At 40.8% G+C, this 17,507-nt stretch carries 16 protein-coding genes; 6 read left to right on the top strand and 10 right to left on the bottom strand.

The features are described from left to right. Positions 1–41: 41 nt before the first annotated feature. Entirely contained in the window at positions 42–284 is a 243-nt protein-coding gene (locus tag ACFEL9_RS16010; protein ID WP_385892061.1) for a DUF6364 family protein, read from the top strand. After that, a complete protein-coding gene (locus ACFEL9_RS16005; RefSeq protein ID WP_385892059.1) occupies positions 274–705 on the top strand; it encodes a type II toxin-antitoxin system VapC family toxin in 432 nt (143 codons plus the stop codon). The genes ACFEL9_RS16010 and ACFEL9_RS16005 overlap by 11 nt, the downstream gene beginning before the upstream one ends. Positions 706–709: 4 nt before the next feature. On the opposite strand, the gene ACFEL9_RS16000 is transcribed toward ACFEL9_RS16005, so the two are convergent. Continuing rightward, positions 710–1,351: an LON peptidase substrate-binding domain-containing protein gene (locus ACFEL9_RS16000; protein ID WP_385892056.1), complete on the bottom strand. Its 642-nt coding sequence runs from the start codon at positions 1,349–1,351 to the stop codon at positions 710–712. 73 nt (positions 1,352–1,424) lie between these two features. Continuing rightward, the gene (locus ACFEL9_RS15995; RefSeq protein WP_385892054.1) at positions 1,425–2,147 is read right to left on the bottom strand and encodes an FkbM family methyltransferase; all 723 of its coding nucleotides are present in this window, start codon (positions 2,145–2,147) and stop codon (positions 1,425–1,427) included. Between the two features lie 119 nt (positions 2,148–2,266). Here ACFEL9_RS15995 and ACFEL9_RS15990 point away from each other — a divergent pair, with 119 nt between their 5' ends. Further along, a complete protein-coding gene (locus ACFEL9_RS15990) occupies positions 2,267–3,094 on the top strand; it encodes a hypothetical protein (protein ID WP_385892051.1) in 828 nt (275 codons plus the stop codon). Between the two features lie 5 nt (positions 3,095–3,099). Here the strand turns inward: ACFEL9_RS15990 and ACFEL9_RS15985 are convergent, their stop codons facing one another. Beyond that, the gene (locus tag ACFEL9_RS15985) at positions 3,100–4,137 is read right to left on the bottom strand and encodes a glycosyltransferase family 2 protein (protein ID WP_385892048.1); all 1,038 of its coding nucleotides are present in this window, start codon (positions 4,135–4,137) and stop codon (positions 3,100–3,102) included. A 21-nt stretch (positions 4,138–4,158) separates the two neighbouring features. Between ACFEL9_RS15985 and meaB the strand changes: the two genes are divergently transcribed. Then, a complete protein-coding gene (gene meaB, locus ACFEL9_RS15980; RefSeq protein ID WP_385892046.1) occupies positions 4,159–5,079 on the top strand; it encodes a methylmalonyl Co-A mutase-associated GTPase MeaB in 921 nt (306 codons plus the stop codon). 68 nt (positions 5,080–5,147) lie between these two features. Here meaB and ACFEL9_RS15975 read toward each other — a convergent pair whose 3' ends face one another. The 5 genes from ACFEL9_RS15975 to ACFEL9_RS15955 form a co-directional block, all read right to left on the bottom strand. After that, positions 5,148–5,528: a hypothetical protein gene (locus ACFEL9_RS15975; protein WP_385892043.1), complete on the bottom strand. Its 381-nt coding sequence runs from the start codon at positions 5,526–5,528 to the stop codon at positions 5,148–5,150. 159 nt (positions 5,529–5,687) lie between these two features. Further along, complete coding sequence (locus ACFEL9_RS15970) at positions 5,688–6,086, bottom strand: hypothetical protein (protein WP_385892041.1); 399 nt, start codon at positions 6,084–6,086, stop codon at positions 5,688–5,690. A 434-nt stretch (positions 6,087–6,520) separates the two neighbouring features. After that, the gene (locus ACFEL9_RS15965) at positions 6,521–7,270 is read right to left on the bottom strand and encodes a LytR/AlgR family response regulator transcription factor (protein ID WP_385892038.1); all 750 of its coding nucleotides are present in this window, start codon (positions 7,268–7,270) and stop codon (positions 6,521–6,523) included. A 55-nt stretch (positions 7,271–7,325) separates the two neighbouring features. Beyond that, positions 7,326–10,847, bottom strand: a complete 3,522-nt coding sequence (locus tag ACFEL9_RS15960) for a sensor histidine kinase (RefSeq protein WP_385892035.1) — start codon at positions 10,845–10,847, stop codon at positions 7,326–7,328. A gap of 161 nt (positions 10,848–11,008) precedes the next feature. Beyond that, positions 11,009–11,230: a CAMCR motif-containing small membrane protein gene (locus ACFEL9_RS15955; protein ID WP_385892032.1), complete on the bottom strand. Its 222-nt coding sequence runs from the start codon at positions 11,228–11,230 to the stop codon at positions 11,009–11,011. Positions 11,231–11,363: 133 nt separating this feature from the next. On the opposite strand from ACFEL9_RS15955, the gene ACFEL9_RS15950 reads away from it, so the two are divergent. Next, positions 11,364–13,301, top strand: coding sequence for a T9SS type A sorting domain-containing protein (locus tag ACFEL9_RS15950; protein WP_385892029.1), 1,938 nt, complete (start codon positions 11,364–11,366; stop codon positions 13,299–13,301). A 55-nt stretch (positions 13,302–13,356) separates the two neighbouring features. Here ACFEL9_RS15950 and typA read toward each other — a convergent pair whose 3' ends face one another. Continuing rightward, entirely contained in the window at positions 13,357–15,168 is a 1,812-nt protein-coding gene (gene typA / locus ACFEL9_RS15945) for a translational GTPase TypA (protein WP_385892026.1), read from the bottom strand. A 186-nt stretch (positions 15,169–15,354) separates the two neighbouring features. Between typA and ACFEL9_RS15940 the strand changes: the two genes are divergently transcribed. Further along, complete coding sequence (locus ACFEL9_RS15940; RefSeq protein ID WP_385892024.1) at positions 15,355–16,353, top strand: alpha/beta hydrolase; 999 nt, start codon at positions 15,355–15,357, stop codon at positions 16,351–16,353. Here the strand turns inward: ACFEL9_RS15940 and ACFEL9_RS15935 are convergent, their stop codons facing one another. Continuing rightward, positions 16,354–17,484 carry an acyltransferase family protein gene (locus ACFEL9_RS15935; protein ID WP_385892022.1) on the bottom strand — a complete coding sequence of 377 codons (1,131 nt, stop codon included), beginning with the start codon at positions 17,482–17,484 and terminating at the stop codon, positions 16,354–16,356. It abuts the gene before it with no gap. Positions 17,485–17,507 lie beyond the last annotated feature (23 nt).

The following is a 17,507-nucleotide window of genomic DNA, read 5'->3' as shown; positions in this document are numbered from 1 at the left end:
CTGATTTAAATTTATACGTATATTTATAAAAATCGTTTACGATGACAGTAAAATTAAATCTTACCATTAATGAAAAGGTAGCCGCAAAAAGCAAAAAATATGCGGCTAAGAAAGGAGTTTCGGTCAGCAAGCTGGTGGAAGAATACCTGGATAAATTGACTAAAAAGGAAGAAGAGAAAAAGGAAAAAAATTTTGTAAAGAGAAACGCGGGTACATTGCGTATAAAAATAAAATCTGTTGAAAAAGCGAGAAGTGAATATTTAAAAAACAAATATGAACTATAAGGTTTTCCTGGATGTAAATATTCTTATAGACTTTTTTGACGGAAGCAGGCAACATCATGAATCTGCAAAACATTTAATGGAGCTGATCGAAGGTGAGACGATAACTGGTTATTTTTCCGAGTCGGTCGTCAACACAACGGTGTACCTGATACAAAAGGGATATACGCCGAAAGAATTACGAAAAACAATAAAAGAGCTTCTTGAAATAATGACACTGGCTCCTTGTTCTAACAAAACAATCCAGGCGGCTTGTCAATTACCAACAAATGACCTGGAAGATGCGGTGCTTTACCAGATTGCCCTTGAAAATCAACTTGATTATTTTATAACCCATGATAAGGCTGCCTATAAAAAATTGAGCAGTTCGGCGCTGCCAGTCGTAACCGCAGGAGAATTCTTCAAAATACTGGCAGAACAATGAAGCCTTATTTGTCAAGGTTAAATCCCGGTAAGTCTTTGAAGTGGCCGTTGAGTTTTATTTTCTCTTTGAGTTTTTCCATTCCGGCTACCGTTGGAATTACTTTGGCTAGATATCTTTTTAAATATTCCTGGCGCTGACGCTCATCCAATAAACCAAGCATTTCATACTCCTGTTCTATAGATAAGCCCACATGATGAGCAATATCAAAACAGCGGATCTGATCGTCTGGCTTTTTAAAATCTTTTTTCACTTTCAACAATGCATGCAGGTCACGAATACTCGCCATCACTTTACGCATCAGTTCGGGTTTGCCATGCTCATGTGTAGCCGGATAATTTACAATAGCTCCGCTATATAATTTATCAGGAATTTCTTTTATTAATTCCAGAATACGAAATACCTGCACTCCCTGCGTTTTGATATCCATTTCGCCATTATCGTAGACCTTGGTCAGTTCCGTGATTTGAACCAATGTACCGTTTTCCTGCACTTTGTTATTAATTACTGAAGGAATGCCAAACGGCTTTTTTTGTTCATGACATTCCCTGATCAGTTGTTTATATCTCGGCTCAAAAATGTGCAGGTTCAAATCTTCCCCCGGGTATACCACGATGCCTAATGGAAATATCGGAATGAAATTGGTCATTTCTTAACTATAAAATGAAATGATGAAGTTCCGCAATAACACTGATTAGAGTGTTACTTATTTTTTAACAGCTTCATCGATAACAAAAAATATTTAACTGTAAATCCATGCCAACATTCAATCTTCTTTCTATGAAGGGGAATGGAGTAGTATAAGCTTCCTTGATATGATATCGAAATCCCGCCTTATATATAATTTCGAGAATCAGATGAAGATTCTGCTCCCTATTCTCCATGCTGTGATATTCTATGAATAAATTTTTTACAAATCTCAGCTCGTCAGCACAGTCGGCAATTACTTTATGCTCGGCTCCTTCTATATCAATCTTTAAAAAATCTATTTCTTCAACCAGGTAGTTTTTAAGACGGGTTGTTTTTACATCTATGTAGTTGAATTGCCCCGATCTTTCCTGTAACCTTCCTCCTGCTCCGCCTTCAGCCAGGAAGGACAGTGTCTCGTTATCCCCATCCCATACAGCCCGGTTAAGAACCGTTACATCTTTTAGGCTGTAGGACCGGATGTTCTTTTCAAGAAATGAAAAAATATAAGGGTCCGCTTCAAAGCCAATAATTTTTGCATCGGGATAAAGTGATTTAAAATATAAAATACTCATGCCCATATTGGAACCGCAGTCTATAATAAAAGGATTCGCCCTGGGTGAGTTAAACTTATACACTTCCTCCCGGAACAACTCTTTTCTTCCAAGCCTAAACGAAGCATGATCATGAACATGCAGGGTGCCTCCTCTGAAAGTAGTTGTATAAGGTCTGAACCTCTTTCTTTTAAATAATTTCATCCGTAGATATTTATTTCCAGGGTTGGCGCATCTTTTTATAAAGGCGGGTAAAGGTATAAAGTTGGTATCATATTCAATAAAGATTCATTTCTTTATATCTAATTTCAACCAATTGACAAATGACTTATAAAAGTCTTACTGAAAAGCCGGCTTCAGCTACCTTTCTATTTTCCATCTGCACTCTTGTCACGAACAAAGAGGAATACAATATCATGAAACAAAGCTTTGAAGACTGTGGCTTCACTGACCGGTGTGAATACATGATTGCTGATAATTCCAACGGCAATAAATTCGATGCCTACCAGGCTATAAGGCGTTTTATTGCAGAAGCACAGGGAAAATACCTGGTCATCGTTCACCAGGATGTAAGGTGTATTGACAAAATAGATCAATTGGAAAACTGCCTGGACCAATTGTCCGCACAGGATGAAAAATGGGCGGTGGCCGGCAATGCCGGTGGTATTGGCTATCATCAGTTTGCTCATTATATCAACAATGCAGGAAGAATAATAAAAACAACAAAACTCCCGGCGCGGGTAAGTTCCCTCGATGAAAACTTCCTGGTCATAAAAAAAGAGGCGTCGCTAACAGTTTCTGCTGACATAAAAACTTTTCATCTCTATGGCACGGATATCTGCATCATTGCTGACTTCCTGGGCCATACATCTTATGTCATCCCATTTATGGTAAAACATTTAAGTCTCGGCAACCTGAAAGATCTTAAAAAACACGTAGGGGAGTTCGTCACTTCATATGGTAAAAAAATAAGGAGCCGTTATATGGAAACTACCTGCACCAAATTTTATTTGAGTAACTCCAGTTTTAAAAATAAAGTATATAACTCATCGGTTATTTTCTTCCTGGTAAAATTTTGGCAAAAGATCAAATTGGGCTTTAAGAGATTATCAGCACCCAATCCACTTAAAAGAACGATAACAAACGAATAATCTTTTCAGAATCGTATTATTTCCCTTCCCGCTATTGATTGCAATATGCTACCTACAACTTCGTCCACTGACAGGAGTTTTTTATTAAAAGCTTTTTGATCTAATTCCTTTCTGCAAGCCTGGACACTGCTATAATTTTTAAAAAAAAGTGTCATAGATTTTATATAAGTCCATTTGAAAGTAATAAGATGTACAAGGGCTTCTAAAAACAATTGTACAAACCACACTACTCTTTTCCCCTTTTTTAAATGGATAGCATGCAGGTACATTTTGTTGCGGTTATAAATTATTTTAATATGCTTCTTTTTATTTGAGCTGTTTATAGTAGCCGATGTCCTATGTCTGCAAACAGCATTGTAGTCAAAGTAGCATTTAAATCCAAGCCTCCAGGCCCGTAGGGATAATTCAAAGTCCTCTACATAAAAAGGAGAAAACAGTTCATTGAATCCCCCAATGTCTAAAAAGATTTTTCTATTAAGGAAAGCATTGGCGCCTGATAAATACATTGAGTAGAGTCCGCTGGTCATGGCTGCTTCATCCTTCAGCAAATAGTTGCCAGATGTTTTGATCTTAACACCGTGGAAGAAAGGAAATTTTGCAGCATCCTGGATTTTTTCATCACCCCATCCGATGATGCGCCCCATAACACCAAATACATCAGAACGTGTGGTATACTTAAAAAGATGCCTGAAATAATCAGGCTCCAGTTTGACATCACTATTCAATAACAGGACCCAATCATATTTTGCGGAGTAAATACCTTTGTTAGCGGTGACAGAAAAACCACTATTGACCTCATTACTCAATATTTTGACGGCAGGAAAATTATTCCGCACTAACGCAACCGACTCGTCTGTCGAACAATCGTCGGCCAAAATGATTTCCGACGCAATACCGCTTTGATGCAACGCCGCTAATACGGTAGGTAGCACCTGTGGCAAAAGAGATAAGCCATTATAGTTTGGAATTACAACTGATATACCCGTTATTGCCGGCATGGCCGCAAATATACTACCTGCAATCAGCCATTTTAAATTAATCATTAAGCCGGTTGCTGCTTAACTTTGAACGAAGCAGTCATCATCATCATGTGGCAAGAATACCTAACCGAAATCAAGAATGGCAATCCCAAAACACTGGCCCGTTGTATTTCATTAATCGAAAACGAATACCCGGGTTATGAAGAATTGCTTCAGTCGTTACCGCCTTCTGCTACCAAAATCATTGGTATTACCGGTCCGCCCGGTGCAGGGAAGAGCACCCTGGTAGATGTACTTATTGCTTTGCTTGTCGGGAAAGGAAAAACTGTCGGGGTTCTGTGCGTTGATCCCTCGTCACCTTTCAATTTGGGAGCCCTGCTGGGCGACAGAATCAGGATGAGTGAATGGTATACTCATCCCAACGTATTTATTCGTTCATTAGCAACAAGGGGTTCAATGGGCGGTCTGCACCCTAAAATCATTGAGCTTACCGACTTGATGAAATCTTTTCCGTTTGATCATATTATTGTTGAAACAGTGGGAGTTGGTCAAAGCGAAATAGAAATCGCAGGACTTGCTGATTCCACGATTGTTGTTGTCGTGCCTGAAGCCGGTGATGAAGTGCAAACGATGAAGGCGGGTCTCATGGAAATTGCTGATGTTTTTGTCGTTAATAAAGCTGACCGGCCCGATGCAGATCTTTTCGTAAAAAATTTGCGGCAAATGTTGGCCCCCGCTTTTCGAACACACTATCATGAAGTGCCGGTTGTTAAAACAATAGCCTCGCAAAAAAAGGGCGTTGATGAGTTATTAGATATCATTTTTCATCAATTAAAAAAATCACACCTTACCGATCGAAAATTCTGGCTTCTTGCAGAAAAAGCCTTTTTCCTCATCGAACAAAAGCGAATGAAAGGAATTGATAAGTTAAAGCTGAAAAAAGAAATTGAAGCCCTTTTCCCAAAAGGTAATTTTAACCTATACCGTTTTATCGCGGATAAATAAAAAACGAAAGCGGCATTACTGCCGCTCCTGAACTTAACTGCTATGAGAATCCACCCTGATACTATGATTTATTGCTTATTCGCATAAAAAGACCCCTCTTCTCCACCATTGTTTTCCCAGCTTCCTGATAATTTTTTACTGCCTTTGTCAATAAGGGCTACTACTTCTACCACAGTACCATTTTGGTAATTATAGGTGGCGGAGAAATTATCGCCAGCCAATTGCCAGGTACCAGACGCGGTGATAGTACCATTGCTATTTACCCGTTCTATGGTACCACCCGATTTAATGTTTAAGGCATACTGACCAGAGGGTGTAGCATTTCCGGTTCCAATTTTTCCTTCCCATTTTCCTTCGATTGTAAATGGTGGAGGTGTGTTGTCTTTTTTGCAGGCAACAAAAGAAGTTGTTAGTAATAAAGCCACTGCAAGGCTTTTGATGATTTTCATTTTTTCTAAGGTTTAAAAAGGTTAATGTTGTTGATCGTACCAAAAAATAGTTTCGTAGAAAATCCGGACTTAAGAAATACTAAGTGTACCGTTGATAATAGTAAGTAGCTGACCGATATAAAAGAATAGTAAAAGTGATTCTACTTTGCCAGTCAAAAACTAGTCGGCTTTCTGCATTTGCCATGTTCCTCCATTTGTCGCACTATTACCATATCCCCAGTCGCCGAGAAGCTTTCCTGTTTCTTTGTAAAAAGCAGCGATGATGGAGTATTCACTTCCGCTGGTCCATTTGTAATGAGCAGTAAGGATATTATTTTCCATTTCCCATGTACCCTGGCCAAGCTTTTGCCCCGAAGCATTTAGTTCTTCAATAACGCCACCGGCTTTAATGTTCAGGCTGTAGTAGAAGCTATTGCCGGAAGCCTGGTTAACATAAGTGCCTTCCCAGCGGCCTTCAATTGTTTCTGATTGCTTACTTGTCTTGTCCTTGTCTTTACTGCAGGAGATAAGCCCAGTCAATGCAATAGCACTGACAAGAATAATTCTTGAAATTTTCATGTTGGAATGTTTAATGGTTAATGATTAATGAAAGCGTAAAGCTATTGTCAAAGTGGGATCGGAAACTAGTGGATCTGTGTAGTTGGTGACTTTATTGAGCCGTTTGCAAGACCTCACCTCCAACCCCCTCTCCATCCTTCGACAAGCTCAGGAGAGATGGGGCTTAGAACCCTTAACCAGAAAGAGTTTTAAAGGATTCTGGAAAATTTAACCTGACAACAATGATTTTTATACATAAAAAAAGCGGCCCGCTACCGAACCGCCAACTCAACACCGTCCCTATTAGTATTTTGCAAAGCAACGCAGTTGTTGCTATTGAATTGTTATAAAAAAATTGTATTGTAAAATTAAAAAAGCTTTCCCCAAAATAAAACATGCGTTGAGTAGAATGCCAAATTACTTATGTGGTTGACAACAAAAACAAACAGGGGACACTAAAACTTTGAAAACTGGTCCATAAATTCCTGTCTTTTACTCCTGGAAATACTAATGTTGGCGCCATCGTCCATAATGAGATAACCTCCTTCACCCCGAACATATTTCCTGATATGATTCAGGTTGATAAGATATGAGTTATGAATGCGGAAAAAGTCAGGACCGCTCAACGCTTCATCAATATCTTTCAACACTTTTGACACCAGAATTTTCTTACCTCCCACCAATACCACGCTGGTATAGTTGCTTTCTGCCTGGCAATAGAGAATTTCGTTAGTGGGAACAAAGATCATTCCGTCGCCTGTTGTCAGTGCAATACGCTGTACAGAGGGCTTGGCGGTTTGCCTGATATTTTGAAAAAGCAATTCGATCTGTTCCTTGGAAGGCGACGACTTCCTTTCTTCAATGCGGCGTATTGTTTCTTTCAGGTCATCAGGATCAACCGGCTTCAAAAGATAATTCAGAGCACTATATTTAAACGCCTTAATCGCAAACTGATCGTAAGCAGTACAAAAAACAACATCGAAAAACAATTTATCAAATTGCTCCAGCATGTCGAATCCATTCATATGTGGCATTTCAATATCCAGAAAAACGAGGTCAGGCCTGTACTTGTTGATCGCCTCTATTCCTTTGCTGGCCGCATTACACATGGCATCGATCTGTACCTGGGGGCAATAGGTTTTAAGCAACCATTCCATCATTTCGAGGCTATTACTTTCATCGTCAATTAATATGCACCGTATCATAACTATTGTTTTAGAGTTTATTTTTAATCCGTGCTGTATCATCGACCTGCTGTCATTACACTGGAATTTTTAAAATGACCTTTGTTCCTGTCGCCCCGCTTTTCCCGTTTTCCAAATCGATTATTTCTACACTTGCATTTAACTGTGCATGTTTGTTAAGAAGGTTCAACCGGTTTTCCGTTAATTGCATTCCCAGTGATTTCCTGGAAGTAGCTGTTTTACTCCTTAATTCCTTTGCTTTTTCCCTGCCTACGCCATTATCTTCAATGGTACATTGCAGCATGGACTCGCCGGCCATGCCTACCCTGATGCTGAGGTGACCATTGTTTTCCTTGTGCAACAGCCCATGCCATATTGCATTCTCCACGTAGGGTTGAATAATTAGCGGCGGTAATTCGATCGTATCTGTTCCAAGATTAGGTTCCACCTTTATTTCATAAGTAAACTTTTTATCAAACCGTAGTGCTTCCATTTCTATGTACAGCTTCAATGCTTCCAGCTCATTGGCGAGTACCACATTTTTACAGTTAGAGTTGTCAAGAATCAGCCGGATTAGCTTGGCAAACTTGGTAAGATATAAAGAAGCAGTCGTCTGATCACTCTTGACAATATACCTGTTTATAGAATTCAGGCAGTTGAAAATAAAATGAGGATTCATTTGTGCTCTTAATGCCTGCATTTCTACTTCTGTCATTTTTTGTTGAGTGCTCATTAATTTTCGTTGTGCCTCTTTTTTTTCTTCTTCAGCCCTGGCTCTGACAATCTTATTGGCACACAAGGACGCAATAGTAGTAAGAATCGACAAATGCTTTTTAGTGAAAAACCTTTTTTTTGAGTGCTCGCAATCGATCACGCCTAAAACCTTTCCATTATAAATGATAGGGACACTGATTTCAGAAAACCGTTGCACATCATCCACGATATACCGGCTGTCCCTGGATGTATCGTTCACGATCTCTGCTCTTCCACTTTGCGCCACACTACCAACAATTCCCTCTCCCGGTTTTAATTCAATTGGACTGGTGATTTCAAACTGGAGCGGACTTTTGGGTCCATGGGCAGCCGTTTGTACAAGAATGTTCCTTTCTTCATCCAGTAAATAAATGACACAGTCTTCGAAGTGAAGCCGACCAATACAGTTTCTCGCTACATCCCAAAGAATATTTTCTTCTGTTTGTTGTTCAGAAAGGCTGGAAGCAAAGTAATTGATCGCCTGCTCAGTTTCTATTTCTTCCCGTTGCTCGTCAATTTTTTTATTACGGTTGAAAATGACCCAATAAATAGTGCCGATCAACAAAGAAATAAAAGCACCAATAAACCACCAGCGCTGCCATATGGGTGGAATAATGGCCAGGTTTATTTTATTGGCAGCGCTAACCCAGGTTTTGCCATCAAGGCTAGCTTTGACGTTGAAAATATAATTGCCTGCCGGTAATGATGAATAACGTGCCTGCCGGGTATCAATACCGGTTTGCCACTCCTTATCATAGCCTTCCAGCTTATATTGGTATTGGATATTGCGGGAGCCTTTCAGGTTAATGGCGGAAAAACGGAAAATAATATTGTTGTTTTCATATTTGAGTGAGAGGTCGCTATGATTGTAAAGGTTAATGACGGAATCCTGCATTTCGGCCTGGTAAATGGTCAGTTTTAGATCGGCCGGTCTTGTAATCATCTGATCAGGGAAAAAGTAATTGACACCGGCTCTTCCTCCCCAGAATAATTCACCTGCTTTGGTTTTCAAAACACTGCCCATTCTAAATCCCTCCGTTGAAAGCCCGGAATTCTCATCAAAATATTTCATCGTTCCCTTTTCAGGATCAAAGCGGATAATACATTTGGTATTAGCAATCCAGATTTTACCCTGGTTGTCCTGGGTAATCCCCTCACAGTAATCATATTTTAAACCATTCGTTTTGTTGTAGGTAGTTATTTTATCACTGTCGATGATGCTGAAGCCCTTGAGTGTGCCCACATACAATCTTTCCTTATCATCCTGGAAAAGAGTAAAACACTGATTGGATGCGAGGCCCTGCTTTTCAGTAATGCTATCCAGCCGGTTCTCCTTTTGATTATAATGATATATTCCTTTAAAGGTGGCAATCCACATATTTCCTCTTTTATCTTCGAGGAATGAGTTTATTCTAAGCCCATACATCTTTTTTAAAAGAGGATGATCCGTATAGGCTTTTATTTTTAAACTGGATGGGTCTATGGTGTAAAATCCGGCGTTAGTGCCTGCCCAAATGTTGCCATCTGACGCTGCGTAAAGACTGAAGATATAGTCACTTTTGACAGCATTTCCTAAGGAGGTATCTCTTGCAATCTTTTTAAACTGTCCGGACGTTTCATCTAATACGGCGATACCATCGCCTAAAGCGCTTACCCAAACACGTCCAAACTTATCGATACATAAAGACCGGATTTCTACATTCTGTGAGCCGGTCCAGATGGGAGCAGCATAGTAGTAAAAAAATTGAGTTAAATTTTGTTTTCGATCCCAGCGGATAAGTCTTTCCAGTGCGCCTATCCACAAAACATCCTCTTTACCTTCTTTGATCTCAGATATATAACTATCATAAAAATTTCCCTGCTGGTCGTTAAATATGCGGACATAGCTTGCCTGCTTGTTAAAAATATTCGCCACACTAACTCCGGCTGTATTGGTGCCCACAACAATGTCACCGTTATTTGCACCCAAAACCCGCCAGATGAGGTTGGCGCCAACTGAATTGGATTGAATAGGGTTGTGTTTATAATGGGAAAAATTTCCGTTTCTATCAATGATCACCAATCCTGCATAATCGGTTGAAACAAGAAGATTACCATTTACCGCTGGTCTAACCTCCGTAATAGTCGAGTTGACCTTTTTCTTGTTGAGCTCACTTGTAAGCTGGTATTCTTTTACAATCTTATTTTTTTGAATATCTACAATTTGAACTTTGCCATGCTGTAATCCTACCGCCAACTCATGATCACTATAACGGCATAAACTAAAGACGGCTTTAAAGGGCTGCTGGTACGTAATTTTTTTATTGGCATAATCTACCAGAAGTATCAGGCTGTCTGTCGCATAAATGATCCGGTTATCATCGAATGGCTCTGCATCATGAAACCGTTCATACCTGAGTTGTGGCGGTATCCAATCAATCTTTTCCCATTTGTTGGTTGATGAACTAAAAAAGAACTGGCCGAGGCTGGTATAAAGAACCGGCCCCAACGCCTTTGTATCCATAATGGTTCGGCAACCAAATTTTGTAGCGGTATCGTTCAAAACTACCCGATGAAATTTCCTGTTTTCATCCAGGTAAGTAATACCGTCATAAGTGCCCAGCCACACCCTGTTTCGGCTATCGCAGGTTAGATGAATGATATTATTAGAAGCCAACTGGGGGTAACTTTCTTTTTTGAAAGTACTGACGGTGTAGCCATCGTACACATTTAAGCCATCGATCGTACCAATCCACAAAAAGCCCTTTTTGTCAATAACAACTGATCGGACATTGTTTTCGGACAGCCCATCCGAAGTATTTATGTTGTTGAATGAAAGCGACTGGGCTCCTGTTTTGCCGGGCATTAGTAAACAAAAGCAAATGAGGAGGCGGAATTTTCTATGGTGAAAAAGATTCAAAAAACGGGGCTTTTATGCCTTCCATAAAATTAACCTATTTGGTAACCGCCTGCAAAAACATTGAGCCAGCGGCAGAATCCTTGAGTCGATGACCGGGAATATATAGATCATGCATCACGGTTACTCTTCCACCAGCGGTAACCGATATAACCAATAATAAGAAAAGGAGTAAATGCAAGGTAGAGTATAGCTCCGTTCAGGCCTTTGGCTGGACCTTCGCCCAATTGCTGAGCCGTCTTCGTACAGATGGAACATTGCGCAGTAGACGGTGCTGCCGTAAAAAAAAGCAAACAACAAATAAGAAAAACGACCAACAACCTCCTTTTCATGACAGCTTTATTTTAACCACAAAATTACTGCGCAGACCAGTATCTCAGGGATTCTGGAAAATATTATTATGAGTAAAATCAAAATATTTAAGAGAACTATATAAAGAAAAAAATAATTTGTATTTTTCTTTATATGAAATCCGGTATAAATCCACTACACCAGTCTGCTGCAAAACTAAAGCTATCCGGATTTTCACTCCTTTTCTTGTTATTTTCATCAAATTCAAAATTGTATTCCCAAAACGCTTCCATTAGTGGCGTGGTAAACAGCTATTACAGTGTTACTGAAATCATACCTTCCAAAGCTTGTGTTCGTGTTACCAATCCTTCGGGTTTAAACTATAATGATAAAGTGATGTTGATCCAGATGAAAGGCGCATCAATTAATACCAACGCCAATTCAAGTTCATTTGGTGACACCACAAGTCTTAACAATGCTGGTAATTATGAAATCGGAAAAGTTTGTACCGTAATTGGCGATTCTGTTTTTCTCATTTACATGTTATTAAACCAATATACCGTATCGGGCAAAGTACAGTTGGTTAAAATACCTCAATATGTTTCTGCAACTGTAGTGGATACATTGAAAGCGGCACCCTGGGATAATGCAACTGGCACCGGAGGGGTTTTAGCCGTGAGTGTAGCGGAAGATCTTGTATTAAATCAACCAATATCGGCAGACTCTGCCGGATTCAAAGGAGGTGGATTTTTGTTAAGTAGTGGCGTTTGTTCTGATTTTGCCCCTGCTAATGATTATGCTTATAACGCCAACAATTCAGATCCGCAGGAAGGTGCATTTAAGGGCGAAGGGGCAGCAATAGTTGGAGCTTCCGTTAGTGGTGGCCGGGGCGCTCCGGCAAATGGCGGTGGCGGTGGTAATAATCACAATAATAGCGGCGGCGGTGGCGCCAATCTTTCGGCTGGTGGACTTGGGGGTGGTAATTCCAGTTCTGCCGGATGCGAAATATCAATACCAGGGAGAGGTGGAAAAGAATTAAACAGTCACAGCGGTAAAAAGATATTTCCAGGGGGCGGGGGCGGCGCAGGTCATACTAATAACGGCTTCAGTGATTCGCGGGGTGGAGGCCATGGTGGAGGCGTTATTTTTATTGAAGCAACCAATCTTGTGGGAAACAGTAAAAAAATCAGTGCCAACGGCCAAACAGGCGGACCTTCAAAAGGCGATGGGGCCGGTGGTGGTGGTGCGGCAGGCACCCTGATCATGGACGTTACCAACTATGTTGGTTCCGTGACTATTGAAGCAAATGGAGGTAATGGCGGTGCTTCTGATGACGGGGTAATCAGCGGACGATGCTATGGTGGAGGCGGCGGCGGAAGTGGCGGAGCTATTTATTTTTCAGGAGCAAGTCCGGCATCCGGAATTACCACAACAGCTGGAAGTGGCGGGCTTGAAACGAGGCGCTCAGCTACTTGTGTTACAGCTGTTCCAGGAGCGGCGGGGACTGTGGGACAAGTTTTCACGAACTATACTTACTCAAGTTCAACTGTACTTATCAGTAATTATTGTACATTATTACTGCCCGTTGAAATAGTTTTTTTCAAAACCCGCTATATAATAAATAATCAAGTCCAATTAACCTGGCAGGTAGCTCAACCCGAAATTGTCAGTCGCTTTACTATTGAAAGATCAACGGATGGCTACAATTGGATATCCATTAATCAGCAGCAGGGAATAGAAACGGTATCCTCTTATAAGGCGATTGATCCTTCTCCTGAAGCTGGAATAAATTATTACCGGCTAAAAATAACAGAACACAGCGCAACGATAACCTATTCTATCATTCAAAAAATTTATACGGATTTTTCAGGAAGCAGAAGCAAGGTTAATGTTTATCCCAATCCCGCCCGGGACAAGGTTTATATAACAGGCGATGTTTCAACTGTTAAACATATTTCGCTGCTTGATAGGTCGGGAAAATTGATTTGGCAAAAAAATATTACTCCATCTCCATACAGCCTTGAGTTTGACTTGCCAGTTTTGCCAACAGGTATTTATGTGTTGAAGATTGGTGACGTGCTAAAAAAATTATCTATTTTCCAGGGTGACTAGCAGCAAAAGAGCCGGTTCCTTTTCGAACCGGCTCTCGTATTTTCATTTAATCATTTTATACTGCTTCAGCACTCATCTTTTTACTTTGTTTCAATCTTTCGTTTTCATCCAGTATCACTTTACGCATACGAATGAAATTAGGTGTCACTTCTATGCACTCATCCTGTTGAATATATTCCATACATTCCTCCAGCGTCATCAACGTTTTTGGAGCAATACGGGTAGCATCATCACTGCCGCTTGCACGGTGGTTGGTCAATTTTTTTCCTTCCGTTGCATTTACCACCAGGTCTCCGGGCTTTATGTTTTCTGCAATGATTTGCCCGGCATATACTTCCTCACCCGGATCTACAAAAAAGGTACCCCTGTCCTGTAATTTATCGATCGAATAACCAGTTGTTTTCTCTGTATTTTTTGAAAGCAATACCCCGTTATTTCTTCCGGGAATCGGTCCCTTCCAGGGTTTATATTCACTAAAGCGATGGGCCATTACCGCTTCACCGGTCGTGGCAGTCAGCATTTGCGTACGAAGACCGATCAAACCCCTTGAAGGAATGTCAAACTCCAGGTGTTGCATTTCACCCTTGGTTTCCATCACCAGCATTTCACCTTTTTTGCGGCTTACCAGGTCAATTACTTTGCTGGCAAATTCCTGCGGCACATCCACCACCAGCGTTTCATAGGGCTCACATTTTTTGCCGTCAATTTCTTTTACGATTACCTGAGGTTGACCTACAGTCAACTCATAACCCTCACGGCGCATGGTTTCGATTAATACTCCTAAGTGAAGAATACCCCGGCCATATACAACCAGGCTATCTCCCTCTTCGCTATCCATTACTTTCAGGGCAAGGTTTTTTTCGGTTTCTTTCATCAACCTGTCACGCAAGTGGCGGCTGGTTACAAATTTTCCATCCTTACCAAAAAAAGGAGAATTGTTTACAGAAAACAACATGTTCATTGTCGGCTCATCTACACTAATAACCGGTAATGCTTCAGGATTCTCTGCATCGGCAATGGTGTCACCAATATTAAAATCTTCAATTCCAACCACTGCGCAAAGATCACCCGCCAATACTTCAGTCACTTTCTTTTTGCCCATTCCTTCAAACACATACAGTTCTCTCACTCTCATTTTTTTGACTGATCCATCTGCCTGGAGCAAAGCAATCGGCTGATTCTCCTTTATCGAACCGCGACTCACTTTTCCTACCGCAATACGACCGAGGAAAGAGGAGTAGTCCAATGAAGTGATCTGCATTTGCAAAGGCCCTTCATTCACTTTCGGGGCTGGCACATGCTTTAATATACCATCCAATAGGGGATTAATGTTATCAATTTGCGTCAGTGAATCATTGAACCAGCCATTTTTTCCCGAACCATAATAAGTAGGAAAATCAAGCTGTTCTTCCGAGGCATCGAGGTTAAAGAATAACTCGAACACAGCATCATGCACTTCATCGGGACGACAGTTTGGCTTGTCTACTTTATTGATAACCACAATTGGTTTCAGGTTAAGTTGCAATGCCTTCTGTAAAACAAACCTTGTTTGCGGCATAGGACCTTCAAAAGCATCTACTAACAGGATAACACCATCGGCCATTTTCAACACCCTTTCTACTTCTCCACCGAAGTCGGCGTGACCCGGCGTATCGATCACGTTAATTTTTACGTCTTTATAGGTAACTGAAGCGTTTTTACTAAAAATGGTGATACCACGTTCACGTTCCAGATCATTGCTATCCATGATCAACTCACCGGTCTCCTGGTTGTCACGAAAAACCTTGGTCGCATGTAATATCTTATCAACCAATGTAGTTTTACCGTGGTCAACGTGTGCAATGATGGCGATGTTTCTTATTTCCATGTTTGAAGTTTTGAGCCCTGCTGTAAAACGCTCATGCGAAACCCGCATAAATGATCACAAAAGCCCTTTTTTTTGAGGCTGCAAAGCTACATCAATAAAACGGGGGGAGCAAACGAAACGAATAATTAATCAGGGCTTAACCTGTTAAAAACGGGGTTTTAATGTAGTTTTATAAAAATAGCTCCGATGAAATTTGTTAAATGGCTAGGGATCATTCTATTACTATTGATCATCGCCTATTTTCTTGGCCCAAGGCCGCCGCTTCCAAAATATGATAATCATCTTCCGGGGATTCCTGCTGACCCTTTGGCAATCGAAAAACATATTGCTTTCAGGGAATCAAAACTTAAATTAAAACCCGATAACGAGGCCAGGATAGTTTGGTTTAATGATTCAGCAAAAACCAAATCAGATTATGCCGTCGTCTATCTCCACGGATTTTCAGCCAGCCAGGAAGAAGGTGATCCGGTGCATCAGCAATTTGCCAAAACATTTGGTTGCAACCTTTATTTATCCCGGCTTGCTGAACACGGGATTGATACGCCGGAAGCAATGGTCAGCCTGACGGCTGAAAAGCTTTGGAACTCTGCCAAGGAGGCTTATGCAATTGGAAAGCAAATCGGGAAAAAGGTGATTGTCATTGGCACATCTACAGGAGGAACCCTGGCGCTGAAACTTGCTACCGAATTTCCCGAAATAGCTGGCCTTATCCTTCTTTCGCCCAATATTGCCATCAATGACCCTAATGCCTGGGTGTTAAATAATCATTGGGGATTACAGGTTGCAAGATTGATCAAAGGCAAATACAATACAAGCAGTGATACAACAGCCATGTATAAAAAATATTGGTACAACAGGTACCGGATGGAATCAACCGTTGAACTGGAAGAATTGCTGGAAACTACTATGAAAGCCTCCATTTTTGAAAAAGTGAAACAACCCACCCTCCTGCTTTATTACTATAAAGATGAAGAACACCAGGACAAAGTGGTAAAAGTGTCCGCTATGAAAAGAATGTTTCGGCAACTAGGCACTCCCGATAGTTTAAAACGGGAAGTTGCGACCATCAATACTGGCGATCATGTAATAGGATCCTACATAAAATCGAAGGACGTACAAACCGTCATCAATGAGTGTGAAAAATTTGGAAAAGAAATATTGCACCTGCCGCCCGTCAACCCCTGATCAAACCCTGACATAGATTTTCTTTTTGTCCATTATATACCCAATCAGCCAGCACAGTAGCATAAAACTAACGGCAAAAAGAAAAGAACCGAAATACATGCCGGTATGACTGAAAATGTTTTCAAAGATCCATTGATACAAGGGCTGGTAATTTTTGCCAACACCAAAAAACCATAAGAGTATTGCCAGCAACTCCGAAACGAGGTAAATAAACAAAGGGTTTCTTCCAAATACTTCAAAGAAATAAGCCCATTTTCTTTTTTGCATAAAATCTGTGATATAGATCAGGGCGGCGAGAATAACACAGTCAATCCCTACGGTAAGCAATACAAAACTGCCCGTCCACAGTTTTTTATTGATTGGGAAAAATGGATTCCACAACAGGGCCAATGCTATCGCCACAACTCCGGCCAGCAATAACTTGGTTAAACCTTCATATTCCTTTCCCTTCAACTGTAGCCATCGGCCGGCAAACCAGCCAAATGTTACGTTTGCAATAGCAGGGAGAGTACTTAAAATTCCTTCGGGATCGAAAGCCACACCCCCGCCATGGTAGAGATGATCAGAACCCAACAACCATAGATCGAGTTTTGTTCCGGCGTTGGTCAACTTATCATAGGGATCACCAGCTTCACCAAACAATAACAAAATGAACCAATAAACTAATAAGAAAGCAATTGATAATCCAAATACCTGTCTTGGTTTTAGGTAATAAACCATCAAAGAAGCAAAGCAATAACCGAGTGCAATACGCTGCAGCACACCCATCACTCTTGTATGATTAAAAGGATTACCAACCAGTTGGTGCTGCTCGTTGTAATGAACAAAGGGAAACCAATACATCAGGAAGCCCAGCAGGAAAATGATCAATGTTCTTTTAAATATTTTTACCAGCACCTGTTTTTGTGAAAGCTTTTCCCATTTTATCATTGCGAACGCCATGGCATTACCCACCGCAAACATAAAAGAAGGAAACACAAGATCTGTCGGCGTAAACCCATGCCACTGAGCATGCTGGAGGGGAGCATAGGTAGTATCACCATTTCCAGCCGTATTAACGATAATCATAAAACAAACCGTCATGCCACGGAATATGTCAAGAGCCAGGAAACGTTGGGAAGGCTGATTCATAAGCAGAAGTTACTTCCCAATAT

Source organism: Terrimonas alba (assembly GCF_042434975.1).
GTDB classification, from domain to species: Bacteria; Bacteroidota; Bacteroidia; order Chitinophagales; family Chitinophagaceae; genus Terrimonas_B; species Terrimonas_B alba.
This window is presented reverse-complemented; position numbering and strand designations above follow the sequence as displayed.

Bases quoted from the DNA above. Each gene is read 5' to 3' on its own strand.
- ACFEL9_RS16010 (WP_385892061.1), top strand. From the start codon at position 42: ATGACAGTAAAATTAAATCTTACCATTAATGAAAAGGTAGCCGCAAAA.
- ACFEL9_RS16005 (WP_385892059.1), top strand. From the start codon at position 274: ATGAACTATAAGGTTTTCCTGGATGTAAATATTCTTATAGACTTTTTT.
- ACFEL9_RS16000 (WP_385892056.1), bottom strand. From the start codon at position 1,351: ATGACCAATTTCATTCCGATATTTCCATTAGGCATCGTGGTATACCCG.
- ACFEL9_RS15995 (WP_385892054.1), bottom strand. From the start codon at position 2,147: ATGAAATTATTTAAAAGAAAGAGGTTCAGACCTTATACAACTACTTTC.
- ACFEL9_RS15990 (WP_385892051.1), top strand. From the start codon at position 2,267: ATGACTTATAAAAGTCTTACTGAAAAGCCGGCTTCAGCTACCTTTCTA.
- ACFEL9_RS15985 (WP_385892048.1), bottom strand. From the start codon at position 4,137: ATGATTAATTTAAAATGGCTGATTGCAGGTAGTATATTTGCGGCCATG.
- ACFEL9_RS15975 (WP_385892043.1), bottom strand. From the start codon at position 5,528: ATGAAAATCATCAAAAGCCTTGCAGTGGCTTTATTACTAACAACTTCT.
- ACFEL9_RS15970 (WP_385892041.1), bottom strand. From the start codon at position 6,086: ATGAAAATTTCAAGAATTATTCTTGTCAGTGCTATTGCATTGACTGGG.
- ACFEL9_RS15965 (WP_385892038.1), bottom strand. From the start codon at position 7,270: ATGATACGGTGCATATTAATTGACGATGAAAGTAATAGCCTCGAAATG.
- ACFEL9_RS15960 (WP_385892035.1), bottom strand. From the start codon at position 10,847: ATGCCCGGCAAAACAGGAGCCCAGTCGCTTTCATTCAACAACATAAAT.
- ACFEL9_RS15955 (WP_385892032.1), bottom strand. From the start codon at position 11,230: ATGAAAAGGAGGTTGTTGGTCGTTTTTCTTATTTGTTGTTTGCTTTTT.
- ACFEL9_RS15950 (WP_385892029.1), top strand. From the start codon at position 11,364: ATGAAATCCGGTATAAATCCACTACACCAGTCTGCTGCAAAACTAAAG.
- typA (WP_385892026.1), bottom strand. From the start codon at position 15,168: ATGGAAATAAGAAACATCGCCATCATTGCACACGTTGACCACGGTAAA.
- ACFEL9_RS15940 (WP_385892024.1), top strand. From the start codon at position 15,355: ATGAAATTTGTTAAATGGCTAGGGATCATTCTATTACTATTGATCATC.
- ACFEL9_RS15935 (WP_385892022.1), bottom strand. From the start codon at position 17,484: ATGAATCAGCCTTCCCAACGTTTCCTGGCTCTTGACATATTCCGTGGC.